This window comes from Sphingomonas sp. RS6 (assembly GCF_054489705.1).
Window position 1 is genome coordinate 580,525 of record NZ_JBTMWM010000001.1, and the last position, 13,637, is coordinate 594,161.

15 protein-coding genes are annotated in these 13,637 nt (G+C 67.3%); 13 read left to right on the forward strand and 2 right to left on the reverse strand.

Annotated features, from left to right (window positions below; all coding sequences use genetic code 11):
- The first annotated feature begins 51 nt into the window (after positions 1 to 51).
- From ACX40Y_RS02695 to ACX40Y_RS02710, 4 genes are all read left to right on the forward strand, one after another.
- A complete protein-coding gene (locus tag ACX40Y_RS02695) occupies positions 52 to 939 on the forward strand; it encodes a hypothetical protein (protein WP_459117988.1) in 888 nt (295 codons plus the stop codon).
- A complete protein-coding gene (gene tilS, locus ACX40Y_RS02700) occupies positions 917 to 1,945 on the forward strand; it encodes a tRNA lysidine(34) synthetase TilS (protein ID WP_459117989.1) in 1,029 nt (342 codons plus the stop codon). The genes ACX40Y_RS02695 and tilS overlap by 23 nt, the downstream gene beginning before the upstream one ends.
- Before the next feature lie 69 nt (positions 1,946 to 2,014).
- A complete protein-coding gene (ftsH, locus tag ACX40Y_RS02705) occupies positions 2,015 to 3,976 on the forward strand; it encodes an ATP-dependent zinc metalloprotease FtsH (RefSeq protein WP_459117990.1) in 1,962 nt (653 codons plus the stop codon).
- Positions 3,977 to 4,052: 76 nt separating this feature from the next.
- Entirely contained in the window at positions 4,053 to 4,418 is a 366-nt protein-coding gene (locus tag ACX40Y_RS02710; RefSeq protein ID WP_459117991.1) for a hypothetical protein, read from the forward strand.
- Positions 4,419 to 4,421: 3 nt separating this feature from the next.
- Here the strand turns inward: ACX40Y_RS02710 and ACX40Y_RS02715 are convergent, their stop codons facing one another.
- Positions 4,422 to 5,516 (reverse strand): DUF3667 domain-containing protein, encoded by a 1,095-nt coding sequence (locus ACX40Y_RS02715; protein ID WP_459117992.1) that lies wholly within the window; start codon positions 5,514 to 5,516, stop codon positions 4,422 to 4,424.
- Between the two features lie 15 nt (positions 5,517 to 5,531).
- Between ACX40Y_RS02715 and ACX40Y_RS02720 the strand changes: the two genes are divergently transcribed.
- The 9 genes from ACX40Y_RS02720 to ACX40Y_RS02760 all read left to right on the forward strand — a co-directional run bounded on the left by ACX40Y_RS02720 (position 5,532) and on the right by ACX40Y_RS02760 (position 12,382).
- A complete protein-coding gene (locus ACX40Y_RS02720; RefSeq protein WP_459117993.1) occupies positions 5,532 to 6,800 on the forward strand; it encodes a glutamate-5-semialdehyde dehydrogenase in 1,269 nt (422 codons plus the stop codon).
- A gap of 13 nt (positions 6,801 to 6,813) precedes the next feature.
- A complete protein-coding gene (locus ACX40Y_RS02725) occupies positions 6,814 to 7,473 on the forward strand; it encodes a nicotinate-nucleotide adenylyltransferase (protein ID WP_459117994.1) in 660 nt (219 codons plus the stop codon).
- 26 nt (positions 7,474 to 7,499) lie between these two features.
- Positions 7,500 to 7,859, forward strand: coding sequence for a ribosome silencing factor (gene rsfS, locus ACX40Y_RS02730; RefSeq protein WP_459118388.1), 360 nt, complete (start codon positions 7,500 to 7,502; stop codon positions 7,857 to 7,859).
- A 36-nt stretch (positions 7,860 to 7,895) separates the two neighbouring features.
- Entirely contained in the window at positions 7,896 to 8,318 is a 423-nt protein-coding gene (locus tag ACX40Y_RS02735; RefSeq protein ID WP_459117995.1) for a 23S rRNA (pseudouridine(1915)-N(3))-methyltransferase RlmH, read from the forward strand.
- Positions 8,319 to 8,321: 3 nt separating this feature from the next.
- The gene (locus ACX40Y_RS02740) at positions 8,322 to 9,500 is read left to right on the forward strand and encodes a murein hydrolase activator EnvC family protein (protein WP_459117996.1); all 1,179 of its coding nucleotides are present in this window, start codon (positions 8,322 to 8,324) and stop codon (positions 9,498 to 9,500) included.
- A 65-nt stretch (positions 9,501 to 9,565) separates the two neighbouring features.
- Positions 9,566 to 10,894: a S41 family peptidase gene (locus ACX40Y_RS02745; RefSeq protein WP_459117997.1), complete on the forward strand. Its 1,329-nt coding sequence runs from the start codon at positions 9,566 to 9,568 to the stop codon at positions 10,892 to 10,894.
- An 11-nt stretch (positions 10,895 to 10,905) separates the two neighbouring features.
- Positions 10,906 to 11,379 carry a disulfide bond formation protein B gene (locus tag ACX40Y_RS02750; protein ID WP_459117998.1) on the forward strand — a complete coding sequence of 158 codons (474 nt, stop codon included), beginning with the start codon at positions 10,906 to 10,908 and terminating at the stop codon, positions 11,377 to 11,379.
- 2 nt (positions 11,380 to 11,381) lie between these two features.
- Positions 11,382 to 11,915, forward strand: coding sequence for a demethoxyubiquinone hydroxylase family protein (locus tag ACX40Y_RS02755; RefSeq protein ID WP_459117999.1), 534 nt, complete (start codon positions 11,382 to 11,384; stop codon positions 11,913 to 11,915).
- A 56-nt stretch (positions 11,916 to 11,971) separates the two neighbouring features.
- The gene (locus ACX40Y_RS02760; RefSeq protein ID WP_459118000.1) at positions 11,972 to 12,382 is read left to right on the forward strand and encodes a hypothetical protein; all 411 of its coding nucleotides are present in this window, start codon (positions 11,972 to 11,974) and stop codon (positions 12,380 to 12,382) included.
- Here ACX40Y_RS02760 and ACX40Y_RS02765 read toward each other — a convergent pair whose 3' ends face one another.
- Complete coding sequence (locus tag ACX40Y_RS02765) at positions 12,383 to 13,621, reverse strand: glycosyltransferase 87 family protein (protein WP_459118001.1); 1,239 nt, start codon at positions 13,619 to 13,621, stop codon at positions 12,383 to 12,385. It abuts the gene before it with no gap.
- Positions 13,622 to 13,637 lie beyond the last annotated feature (16 nt).

The following is a 13,637-nucleotide window of genomic DNA, read 5'->3' on the forward strand; positions in this document are numbered from 1 at the left end:
GCGATGACGGCCAATAGGCCCGGTGATCTGCTTCCAGGGATTGATTGAACGATGCGCATCGCATTTGCAGCGGCATTCGCACTGGCCGCGATCGGCGTCCACGGCACGGCACAGGCGCAGTCCGCGCTCGAACCGCGGGTCGACCGGCTCGAGCGGGAGATGCGCGCGGTGCAGCGCAAGGTGTTTCCAAACGGCGCCGGCCAGCTCGTCGAGCCGCAGATCACCCAGCAGGTCGACACCACCGTCCCCGGCATTCCCGCCAGCTCGCCGCTGACCGACCTTACCCAGCGCGTCGCAGCGCTAGAATCGCAGATTCAGATGCTCACCGGCCAGGTCGAACAGGCGCAATATCGCCTGCGGCAGATGGACGACGCCTTTACCGCCTACAAGGCGGCGACCGACGCCCGGCTCAAGGTGCTCGAGACCCCGCCTGCCGCCGCTGCTCCGGCCGATGACGGTGCGGCTCCCGTAACCGCCGGGGGCGCCGCCAAGCCTTCGCCCGAGCGGGCCCAGCGCATCGCCGCCGTCGAAAAGCCGTCGACCGGCGATCCGGCGGACGACGCCTATGTTTATGGCTTTCGCCTGTGGAGCGCCAAGCTCTACCCCGAGGCGCGCGCCGCGTTGCAGACGGTCGTGACCAAATATCCGAACAGCCGCCGCGCCAGCTTCGCGCGGAACCTGCTCGGCCGCGCCTATCTCGACGACAATGCGCCGAGCCTCGCCGCCGTCGCCTTCTACGACAATTATCAGAAGGACCCGAACGGCGAGCGCGCGCCCGACAGCCTCTATTATCTCGCCCAGGCGCTGGTGAAGCTGAACAAGCCCGCGGGCGAGGTCTGCAAGGTGTATGACGAGCTGACCAAGGTCTATGGCGAGCAGCTTTCGGCCGAAATGAAGGCGGGGGTGGCCAAGGGCCGTGCGGATTCGCGCTGCAAGTGACGCGCGACTGATCGACACGATCGATCCGGCGGCGGTCGAACGCTTCCGCGCCGACTGGATCGCCATCGCCGACGCTCCGGGTGCCGACCGGCCGGCGGGGCTTGCCGTGTCAGGCGGCGCGGACAGCCTCGCCTTGCTGCTGCTCGCCCGTGCCGCCTTTCCCGGCGCGGTTGCCGCGGCCACCGTCGATCACGGATTGCGGGCGGAATCGGCGGCCGAGGCCCGTTTCGTTGCCGATCTGTGCGCGCGGCTCGGCGTCGGGCATCACCTCCTCGCCGCCGATCCTGCTGCGTTTGCTACCGGCAATCTTCAGGATCGCGCCCGGGCCGCCCGCTATCGATTGCTCGGCGAATGGGCCAATACGATCGGCGCGCCGTGGCTCGCGACCGCCCACCAGCAGGACGATATCGCTGAAAGCTTCCTGCTCCGGGCACGCCGGGGGGCGGGGGTCGGCGGGCTTGCCGCGATGGCCCGGGTCCGTCCGCTGGCGGAGGGCGTTGCCGGACCGGCGCTGGTCCGGCCACTGCTCGGTTGGTCGCGCAAGGCGCTCGCCGCGATCGTCGATCTGGCCGGGATCGATCCGGTCGACGATCCTTCCAATGCCAATCCCCTTTTCGATCGCAGCCGGATGCGCGCGCTGATCGCCGCTTCGCCCGACCTGCCGGCAGCCCGGCTGGCGCGCGCGGCGATCAACCTGCGCGACGTCGATCAGGCGCTGGCATGGACCGCCGGGCGCGAATGGGACGCGCGCGCGACGCGGCCCGGCCTCGATCGCATCGCGCTCGATCTTTCCGGCCTGCCGCACGAATTGCGCCGCCGGCTGGTCGCACGCGCCATCGCGGAGGTGCGCAGCGGCGACACGCTTTCGTCGCACTGGCATGGAACCGGACTTGACCGGCTGGTCGCGGCAGTTGATGCCGGAGAAGTGGCCACGCTCGCCGGAGTCGTGGTCCGCCCCGGATCGCGATGGGGCTTTGCGCCGGCACCGCCGCGTCGATCACGGTGATCGGCGTTGTTCCATTGTCATTAACGTCCCCATGCCTATCTTAGGGGCTTGAAAGGTACTGGGCAAAAGATGAGCGACAACGGCAAGCAGCAGGGACCGGAAAACGGGGGCAACAACCCCTGGATGAAGAGCCTGCTCATCTGGGTAGGCATTCTGGCGGCGCTCGCGCTGTTCGTCACCCTGCTTCAGGGTGGCCAGACGCAGCCGACGGGCAACGCGATCCCCTATTCGACGTTCCTCGACAAGGTTCAGTCCGGCGACGTCAAGGAAGTCAACATCGCCGTCGGCAGCGGGGTGATCACCGGCACGACGGGCGAAGGCAAGTTCCGCACGAACAACCCGGGCGACACCAAGCTCGTCGAGACGCTGCGCGACAAGGGCGTGGTGATCAACGCGCGTCCGGAAGATTCGCCGTCGATCTGGCAATATATCCTCGTCCAGTCGCTGCCCTTCCTGCTGTTCCTCGGCATCGCCTTCTTCGTGCTGCGCCAGATGCAGAAGAATTCGGGCTCGGGCGCGATGGGCTTCGGCAAGAGCCGCGCCCGCCTGCTGACGCAGAAGGAAGGCAAGGTCACCTTCGACGACGTCGCCGGTATCGACGAGGCGCGCGAGGAATTGCAGGAGATCGTCGAGTTCCTCAAGGACCCGTCGAAGTTCGCACGCCTCGGCGGCAAGATCCCCAAGGGCGCGCTGCTGGTCGGCTCGCCCGGTACCGGCAAGACGCTGCTGGCCCGCGCGATCGCCGGCGAGGCGGGCGTACCGTTCTTCACCATTTCGGGTTCGGACTTCGTCGAAATGTTCGTCGGCGTCGGCGCGAGCCGCGTGCGCGACATGTTCGAACAGGCCAAGAAGTCGGCGCCGTGCATCGTCTTCATCGACGAAATCGACGCGGTCGGCCGTTCGCGCGGTGCGGGGCTCGGCAACCAGAATGACGAGCGCGAGCAGACGCTGAACCAGTTGCTCGTCGAAATGGACGGCTTCGAGGCAAACGAAGGCATCATCATCGTCGCCGCGACCAACCGCCCCGACGTGCTCGATCCGGCGCTGCTGCGTCCGGGCCGCTTCGACCGCCAGGTGCAGGTGCCGCGCCCCGATATCGAGGGCCGCGTGAAGATCCTTCAGGTCCATATGAAGAAGGTGCCGGTGGCGCCCGATGTCGATGCGCGCGTGATCGCGCGCGGCACGCCGGGCTTTTCGGGCGCTGATCTCGCAAATCTCGTCAACGAAGCGGCGCTGCTCGCCGCCCGTCGCAGCAAGCGGCTGGTGGCGGCACAAGAATTCGACGACGCCCGCGACAAGGTAATGATGGGCGCCGAACGCCGCTCGATGGTGATGACCGACGACGAGAAGCGGATGACCGCCTATCACGAGGCGGGCCATGCCCTGGTGTTCGCGCACGAGCCGACGGCGGACCCGATCCATAAGGCGACGATCATCCCACGCGGCTTTGCCCTCGGCATGGTGCAGCCGCTGCCAGAGCGCGACTCGTACAGCTATCATCGCGACAAGATGCATGCCGATATCGCCGTGGCGTTCGGCGGCCGCGTCGCCGAGGAACTGATCTTCGGCTATGACAAGGTGAGCTCGGGTGCCTCGAACGACATCATGCAGGCGACCCGTCTCGCCCGCGCGATGGTGACGAAGTGGGGCCTGTCCGACAATCTCGGCCCGCTCGACTTCTCGGAAAGCGAGGACAGCTTCACCGGCTATTCGATGCACCGCGCCAAGCCGATGTCCGACGAGACGGCCCGGCTGATCGACAGCGAGGTCAAGCGCTTCGTCGAGCAGGGGCTGGCGCGCGCGCGGCAGATCCTTTCGGACAATATCGATCAGCTGCACACGATCGCGCAGGCGCTGCTCGAATATGAAACCCTCACCGGTGAGGAGATCAAGCGGCTGATCGCGGGTGAAACGCTCGACCGCGGCGATCCCGGCGGGGCGCATGTTCCGGCCGCGGCCGGCGGGACCTCGATCCCCAAAACGCGGCGTCCCAAGGGTCCGTTCGGCAATCCGGCCCCGCAAGGCGCCTGATCCGCTCGCAATTGCCGGTGCCGCCGGCAGCAATTAGAAACGCCTCCCGGAGAATCGCTCTCCGGGAGGCGTTTTGATGTACGGGTTGCTGGCTGCCTTGATTGCCACCCTCGGCACCGCCGCACCGCCGCCGATGACCGTCGCGGAATTTCTGGCAAAAGCGGCTGCGCTGAAGGCGCAGGGGCCGCTCGCGATGATGTCGCCCGATCTGGCGCTGCTGCGGAGCGAAATCGAATCGGCGTCGCAGGCCTATCGTGCCGATCTCGCCGCCGCCGAGGCAGGCGGGCGCCGGCCGCACAGCTGCCCCCCACCCAAGGGCCAGGTAAAGCTGGATGGCCAGCAGCTGGTCGCCGAGTTCGAGCGCATTCCGCCGGGCCAGCGCAGGATGAGCGTCAAGGCCGGCTTTTACGCGGTAATGAAGCGGCGCTATCCGTGCCGCTGACCGTCACCCCATGATGCCGAGCAGGGCGAGGATGGCGATGAACAAGAATGCGATGATTCCGATGAACCAGTGCAGAATGATCGTCCGCACCACCGCCGAGGCCCAGCTCAGCGAATAGGCCTGCTGAAGCTGACGGCAGATATGGACCAACGGCACCACGAGCGCCATGGCGACCAGAATGCCGCTCGGCACGCCCACCGCGCTCAGCAACGTGATGACGATGAACAGCAGCGACATCGCCGCGATCGAATAGGTAACGAACACCGCATGGTCGTAGAGCTTGTATTGCCGCTTCCAGAAGAACAGCAGCCATACGAACGGCAGCGACAGCGGAATCAAAAGCCATGAGAATTTGTAGATGCTCGATTGCAGCTTGTAGAGCATCAGCGCCGGGTTCTTCTGCCACTTCTCGATCCCGTGATCGAGCGCGTGCCATTTGGTGTGGACCGAAAATTCCTTGGTCGTGTCCGTGCCGATCTGCGCGCCTGCCGCTTTCAGCGTCGCCAGATCGCGGTCGATTTCGGCGATATCCGCCGTCAGCTGCGCGCGATCGGGATCGGCGGCGTCGAGCTTGTCACGCTTGGCAACCTTGCTCTCGCGTCGCGCCTGGGTGGTCTTGATCGACTGCTGGATTGCCGCCGCTGGCCGCGCCGTCGCCGCGTTGATGTCGGTCGGCGTGGAAATACCGAGGATCTGGAAGATCGCGAACATCGTGAAGATCGAGAACAGGAACATCGCCATCGGCGATACGAATCGCGCTCGTTCGCCGGCGATGTAACGGCGGGTCAGGTCGCCCGGCCGCCAGGCGAGCAGCGGCAATGTCCGCCACATCTTGCCCTCGAAATGCGCGACACCGTGCAGCAATTCGTGCCCGATCGCACCGAGCGAGCGGTGGATGTGGCCGGATTGCCCGCATTGGTGGCAATGCGAGCCGATCAGCGCCGTGCCGCAGTTGAGGCAGATCGTGCCATGTCCCGCGCCATGCCCCTCGCCCGCACGCGGCTCGACCGCGCGGCCGAGCAGGCCCCCCGTTACCAGTTCCCCGGCTGCGTCAAATTCCCCCATCGGCGGCGAGGCTACCAGCTTCGCGCACTTCATGCTAGCGACTGCAACATGGCCGATATCGACGTTCTCGACACGCAATTGCTGATCGCTGACATGGGCGCCCGCGCCCGCGCCGCCGCCACGATGCTGGCGGCGATGCCAAGCGCCGCCAAGGCAAAAGCGCTGCGCGCAGGCGCGGCCGCGATCCGGGCCGCGCAGGACGCCATCCTCGCCGCCAATGCCGAGGACATGGCCGCCGGCAAGGCAAATGGCCTGTCAGACGCGATGCTCGACCGCCTGTTGCTCGATGCCAAGCGGATCGAGGGCATGGCGGCAGGGATCGAGGCGGTTGCCGGTCTCGACGATCCGGTCGGCGCGTTGATCGACGAACGGACGCGCCCGAACGGGCTGATCCTCCGCCGCATTCGCGTGCCGATCGGCGTGATCGGGATCATCTATGAGAGCCGCCCCAATGTCACCGCCGACGCCGGCGCGCTGTGCCTGATGTCCGGCAACGCCGCGATCCTGCGTGGCGGGTCCGAAGCGATCCGCAGCAACCGCGCGATCCATGCCGCGCTGGTGCACGGGCTTGCGGAGGGCGGCGCGCCAGCCGACGCGATCCAGCTGGTGCCGGTCACCGACCGCGCGGCTGTCGGCGCGATGCTGACAGCCGAGGGACTGATTGACATGGTCGTACCGCGCGGCGGCAAGGGACTGGTCGCGCGCGTGCAGGCCGAGGCGCGGGTGCCGGTGCTCGCCCATCTTGACGGGCTGTGCCACACCTATGTCGATCGCGCCGCCGATCCGGCGATGGCGCAGACGCTCGCGGTCAATGCCAAGATGCGCCGCACCGGCATCTGCGGCGCCACCGAGACGCTGCTGATCGATCGCGGCTTTGCCGAGCCCAGGCCGATCCTTGCCGCGCTGGCGGACGCCGGCTGTGAGCTGCGCGGCGATGCCGAGGTGCGGGCGCTGGATTCGCGCGTTCAACCCGCCAGCGATGCGGACTGGGACACCGAATATCTGGAGGCGATCCTGTCGGTGAAGCTGGTCGATGGCGTCGACGCCGCGATCGCGCACATCGCCGCGCACAGCTCGCACCATACCGACGCGATCCTCACCGAAGACGCGGATGCCGCCGCGCGGTTCCTCAACACCGTCGACAGCGCGATCGTGATGTGGAACGCCTCCACCCAGTTCGCCGATGGTGGCGAGTTCGGGCTGGGCGCCGAGATCGGCATTTCCACCGGCCGCCTGCACGCACGCGGGCCGGTCGCGCTCGAAGGGCTGACGACCTATAAATGGCTGGTGCTGGGGACCGGGCAGGCGCGGCCTTGAGGGCTGTTGCCGCTTGAAACGCATCGGTCTCCTCGGCGGATCGTTCAATCCGGCGCATCGCGGGCATCGGCGGCTGTCGCTACATGCCTTGCGCGCGCTCGATCTGGACGAAGTCTGGTGGCTGGTCTCGCCCGGCAACCCGCTGAAGGACAAGGCGGGAATGGCGCCGTTCAAGGCACGCATGGCGTCGGCGCGGGTGATGGCCAGGCACGCGCCGATCCGCGTGAGCGCGATCGAGACGCGACTCAAAACGCGCTACACGGCCGACACGCTCGCCAAATTGCCGCGGCTCTATCCGCGGCATCGCTTCATCTGGCTGATGGGCGCGGACAATCTGGCGCAGTTTCACCGCTGGGAGCGCTGGCGCGAGATCGCCCGCAAGGTTCCGATTGCGGTGATCGCCCGTCCGGGCTATGATCGCGGTGCCCATGCAAGTCCTGCAATGGGTTGGCTGCGGCGCGCTGTGCGGCCCGCAGGCCAGGCGAAACATTGGACGCGATGGAGATTGCCGGCACTTGTGCTGTTGCGCTTCCGCCCCGATTCAACGTCGGCAACGCGCCTTCGGGCCGCCGATCCCGCCTGGCACCGGCGTTACCTCGGCTCGCTTCGATCGGATGAAAGCAAGCTGTCGGCGCCGTCTCCACTCACTTCGCACAGACAGTCGCTAGACTAGGAGCAACCTTGGCCACTTCCCCCAATATGCAGCGTTCGACCGACGCCGACAGCGTCGAAGCGCTGCATAGGCTCGTGCTCGCATCGCTGGAGGACGATCAGGCGGTCGAAACCGTCTCGATCCCGCTCGCCGGCAAGAGCAGCATTGCCGATCACATGGTCATCGCATCGGGCCGGTCGACCCGGCAGGTCGCCTCGATGGCGATGAAGCTCGCCGACAAGATCAAGGCCGAATGCGGCCGCACGCCGCGCGTTGAGGGCCTTCCCACCGCCGATTGGGTGCTGATCGATGCGGGCGACGTGATCGTCCACCTGTTCCGGCCGGAAGTCCGCAGCTTCTACAATCTGGAGCGGATGTGGTCGTTCGGCGAGGCCGGCCAGGCCTGAGCCGGCCGGCTGCCGGCAGACGGCAGGCGAACTGACATGCTTCTCCACATCATCGCGCGCGGGCGCATCGGGCGCAGCCCCGAAGCCGAGCTGGTCGACCGCTATCTCAAGCGGCTGAGCTGGCCCGTGCGGGTGACCGAGCTTCCCGATACCGGCGGCAAGATGCCCGCGGTCGCCGGCGCCACCCGGATCGTGATGCTCGACGAAACGGGCGAGGTGCTTCCCTCGCGCGTCCTGGCCGAACGCATCGGCGCCTGGCGCGACGACGGGGTGCGCGAAACGCGCTTCCTGATCGGCGCAGCCGATGGGTTCGACGATGCCCAGCGCGCCGGGGCCGACATGCTGCTTTCCTTCGGTCGGGCGACTTGGCCGCATTTGCTTGCCCGCGCGATGCTTGCCGAACAATTGTGGCGCGCGGCATCGATCCTTGCCAACCACCCCTATCACCGCGAGGGTTGAGCGGTGGCGCTGCGCCGGGGCCTGATCCTCCTCGCGGGCCTCGCGGCGATCGGTGCCGGGGCGGCCAGCGGCACCCCCGCCGGCGACACCCTCCCCGACCAGCGGCGCGCCCTGATCGATGCCGCCGCGCGCGCGCGCGCCGCCCAGGCCCGCTCGAAGGCGATGACGCAGGCCGCCGCGCGCGAACGCGACGAAGCGGCCAGGGCCGTTGCAGAGGAATCCGCGGCCGCCGCCACGATCGCAGCGACCGAAGCCGATATCGCCGCCGCCAACGCGCATATCGCAATGCTCGACGCGATGCTCGATCGGCAACGCCGCGCGCTGTTCGAGCGCCAGAGCCCGGTGCTGCGGCTGGTGGCCGCGCTTCAGGCGATGGCGCGCCGCCCGGCATTGCTGGCAATCGCCCAGCCCGGATCGATGCGCGACATGGTGCATGTGCGGGCGATGCTCGCGACGATCCGGCCGGCGGTCGAGGCGCGCAGCGCCGATGCCCGTGCCGATCTCGATCGCGTACGCAGCCTTCGCAACGCGACCGCAGGAGCGCTTGCGAGCCTGCGCGAAGCCCAGGCGAGGCTCGAACGCCAGCGGCTCGCCGCGCTCGAGCTTCAGGCCGAACACCGGCTGCGCGCGTCGACGCTTCAGCGGACCGCGATCGACGAATCGGATCGCGCGCTCGCCCTTGGCGAAACGGTCCGCGCCATCGCCGCGCAGATGACTCGTGAGCAGGACGCCGCCCAGACCGAGGCGACGCTGCGCGCGTTGTTGGGGCCGCTGCCCCGGCCGGGAAGCGCGGACGGCCGTGGGGCTGCGCCGATGCCGGGCGCCTATCGCCTGCCGGTCGCCGGCCGCGTGATCACCGGCTTTGGGACGCTTTCGGACGCTGGTGTGCGTGCGCGCGGCATCACGCTGGCCTGTGCGCCCGGCGCCCGCGTGGCTGCCCCTGCCGATGGCGTGATCGCCTATGCCGGCCGGTTCGGCGACTATGGCGGCGTGGTGATCGTCGATCATGGCGACGGCTGGACCAGCCTGGTGTCCGGGCTTGCGGCACTCTCCGTCCGGCTCGGCGATCGCGTCGTCGCGGGGGCGCCGATCGGTACCGCCGCGCGCACGCCGGCACCGCAGGTCACGGTGGAACTCCGGCGCCGAGGTCGCCCGATGGACCTGACGCAATTGCTCGACTGACACGTGATGCAAAAGCCGTTATCGTCACCTAGATCAGCAAGGTCGCCTCTCTGGAAAGTCTTTTGATGCTGCGTTCGTTTCTCCAGGTTACCGCCGCCGTCGGCGCGCTTGCGCTTGTCCCGATCACATCCGGCGCGATGGCGGAGATCGACACCAGCAGTTACCGCGAACTCGATACCTTCATGGAAGTCTACAACCAGGTGAAGGCGAATTACGTCGACAAGGTCGACGACAAGACGCTGGTCAAGGGCGCGATCCAAGGGATGCTCGCCGCGCTCGATCCGCATTCCAGCTACGCCGACGGGCTCGATTTCGACAATCTGCAGATCCAGACGCAGGGCAATTATGGCGGCCTCGGCCTCACCGTGACCCAGGTCGACGGCGCGGTGAAGGTGATTTCCCCGATCGAGGACGGCCCGGCGGCGAAGGCGGGGATCAAGTCCGGCGACTTCATCACGCATCTCGACGGCAAGTTCATCGTCGGCGGTAGCCTGGACGATGCGATCCAGCAGATGCGCGGTGAGCCGGGCACCAAGCTGTCGCTCACCGTCGTCCGCCCCGGCGCCGACAAACCGCTCCAGTTCACCCTTGTCCGCGAGATCATCACCCAGAAGCCGGTGAAATGGGAGGTGAAGGACGATGTCGGCATCATCAACATCAACACCTTCACCGCGCATACCGGCGGCGATACCGCGCTGGCGATCCAAGCGATCGAAAAGAAGCTCGGCCACAAGCCGCTCGGCTATGTCGTCGACCTTCGCGAGAATGGCGGCGGACTGCTGACCGAGGCGATCGCCGTCTCCGACGTGTTCCTCGATCATGGCGAAATCGTCTCGCAGCGCGGCCGCGAGAAGACCGACATCGAGCGCTATTATGCCGAGAGCATGTTCCCGGGCGATCTCGCCAAGGGCCTGCCGGTGATCGTGCTGGTCGATTCGGGCACCGCATCGGCGTCCGAGATCGTGGCCGGGGCACTGCAGGATCATCACCGCGCGCTCGTTCTGGGGGTGCGCAGCTTCGGCAAGGGCTCGGTCCAGACGATCCTGCCGATGGGCCAGCGCGCGGCGCTGCGGCTGACGACCGCGCGCTACTACACGCCCTCCGGGCATTCGGTGCAGGAAGGCGGGATCAAACCGGACATTCTGGTGCCGCAGCTCTCCGATCCGGACTTCCGCTCACGGCCGGTGGTGCGCGAGGCCGATTTGCTCCGCCATCTGGTCAACCAGGAAAAGGTCGACGACGGTGTGCTCGAACAGGATACCAACACCGATCCCCGCTTCGCGGCCACCGCCGAAGAACTGAAGAAGCAGGGCATCGAGGACTTCCAGTTGAACTATGCGGTGAAGACGATCGCGCGGCTCGGGCCGGCGACGGCAATGGCCAAGAGCCGGTAAGCGTCATGCGGATGGCTTCTCCCTCGATCGCGCGCTGGATCGCGCTGCTGCTTCCCGTGGCGTTGCTCGGCGGCGCGCTGGCCTCGCAGTTCGTCGGCGGCCTGGTGCCGTGCGAGATGTGCGTCTGGCAACGCTGGCCGCATCTTGCCGCGATCGTCGTCGCGCTTCTGTCGTTCGTCGTCCGCGTGCGGCCGGCGACGACGATGCTGGTGTTGTTCGCAGGCGCGCTGATCGCGGTCAGCGGCGCGATCGGCGTGTTTCATGCCGGCGTCGAATATCATTGGTGGCAGGGAATCACCGCCTGCACCGCCGCACCGACGCACGGCTCCCCGATGGAGATGTTGACCGAAGCGCTGCGCCGGCCTCTTGTCCGCTGTGATGTGCCGCAATGGCAGCTGCTCGGCATCAGCCTGGCGGGATTCAATGCGATCTTCTCGCTTGCCGGCGCGGCATCGATCTTCGTCCTCTCGACACGAAAGGCGTGAACATGGGCTGGAAACCGGGCGACCGCCGCGAGGACACGAAGACGATGGTGCGCGTCGATCAGGCCGGCGAATATGGCGCGACGCGCATCTATGCCGGGCAGCTGGCGGTGATGGGCGATCGCCACCCGATGGCGCGCGCGATCAACGGCATGGCCAATCAGGAAGAGCATCATCGCCGATTCTTCGACGCGATGATCGTGCGGCGGGGTGTGCGCCCCACCTTGCTCCAGCCCTTCTGGAACGTCGCCGGCTTTGCGCTGGGAGCGGGCACCGCGGCGCTGGGGCCGACGGTGGCGATGGCCTGCACTGCGGCGGTCGAGACGGAGATCGACCGTCATTACCGTCAGCAGCTCGATCAGCTCGGCGGCGACGATCCCGAACTGCGCGGCGCCGTGGCCCAGTTTCGCGACGAGGAGGTCGAACATCTCGACGCTGCGATCGCCTCGGGCGCGGAGAGCGTGCCGGCCTATCCGCTGCTCTCGGGCTTGATCCGCGCGGGCTGCCGTGCTGCGATCGCGCTTTCGAAGCGGCTGTGAAAGCCGTGGTTAACCCGCCGCGTGGCACAAGCGCGGGCGGCATGAGGAGAATGACGGTGCTGAAGAGGATCGTGCTGACGATGGCGGCCACGGCGGCGCCGCTGCTGCTGGCGCCGGCCGAGGCGCATGCACAGAACGCCGCGCAGAACGGCGTTCTCATCATCTATGGCGACGACAAATGCCCCACCAACAAAAATGGTGAGGAAATCGTCGTCTGCCAGCGCCTCGACGAGGCCGAACGGTTCCGCATTCCGAAGACGCTTCGCGATCAGCCCGGTGCGCCGCAAAAGACCGAGAGCTGGGCCGTACGGTCGCAGGATGCGCTGACCACCGGCGATTTCGGCGCGGGCAGTTGCACGACGGTCGGCGCGGCAAGCGCGACCGGCTGTTTCGTCCGCCAGGCGACGAAGGCGCGCGCCGAACGACGCGCGCAGAAAAAGGCCGAGACCGACCTGCCGCTGCCCTGATCAGGCGGGCCGCGGCGCGCCGCCAGGGCGCGCATCCGCACCCCCCGCCCCGATCCAGGCGGGCGCGGGCAGGCGCACGGCATCGACGATCAGCCAGATCATCGCGGTGGCACGCAGCGCGGCCGCCAGCATGATGTCCTGCGACGTCGCATAGGGCCAGGCATGTTCGGAGCCTGCAAACCACCAGAATTCAGCGAAATAGGCGGCGATATCCCCCGCGACGAACAAGCCGATCGGCCAACGTCGCGGCGCGGTGAGCACCAGCATCGGATAGAGCCACAGATCGAATTGCGGCGAATAGACCTTGTTCGTGAGCATGAACCACGCGAGCACCGGCGTGAACAGCACCCATAGGTGATCCCCGTGGCGCCGCCACCCCGCCCCGACGATTGCCGCTGCCCCGGCGATAAAGGCGAGCGCGGCATAAAGATTGCGCTGCTCGATCGTCGTCGACCAGATCTGCTGCGTCGACAGGATTTCCCACACCGACCCGGCAGTGCCCGATCGCGCCTGCGAGAAACGGTAGAATTCGGACCAGTTCTCCGGTGCCGCAAGCGCGACCGGGAGGTTTACCACCGCCCAAGCGCCGATCGCCACCAGTGTACAGGTGGCGGCAGCGGCGATGCGGTCACGCCAGCTCCGATCGGGCGCGAATAGCGCGGCAAGACCGATCAGCGGCAGCAGCAGTACCGGAAACAGCTTGGCCGCCGCGCCCAATGCCGCCAGCGCAGCGGCGACCACCAGCCGCTGGCGGCGCGCCGCCAGCATCGCTGCCACTGCCAGCGTGGCGGCACCCAGATCCCAGTTATGGCCGAGATAGAGGATCAGCGGCGGCGCGGCCGCCCATAGCCACAGCCGCGCCCGATCGAGACCCGCCCGCCAGAACATCCACAGGATCAGCCCGGCCAGCGCCGCATTGACCAGCGTAACCGTGGTCAGGAACGTCGCCGCATTGGCGGATGCGCCGAACACCCCATGCGTGATCGCACCCTCGATCCAGATTTGTAGCCCGGTGAGCACCGGATATTCCATCGGCGTCTGGAAATAGGGAATCAGCCCCTGATCGACATGGCGCTGCATCCAGAACGGCACCGCGTCGCTGTAGCAACCGCTGGTATATTGGACCGCGTTTACCCAGCCATGCGCATTGCACTGCGCCTTGAACAGCCACCCGAGCGCGCAGGTGAGCGCCATGCCGAGCGCGAGCGCCCACGCCCGCGCATCGATCCGCTGAATCATGCCAAAACCCTCCGAC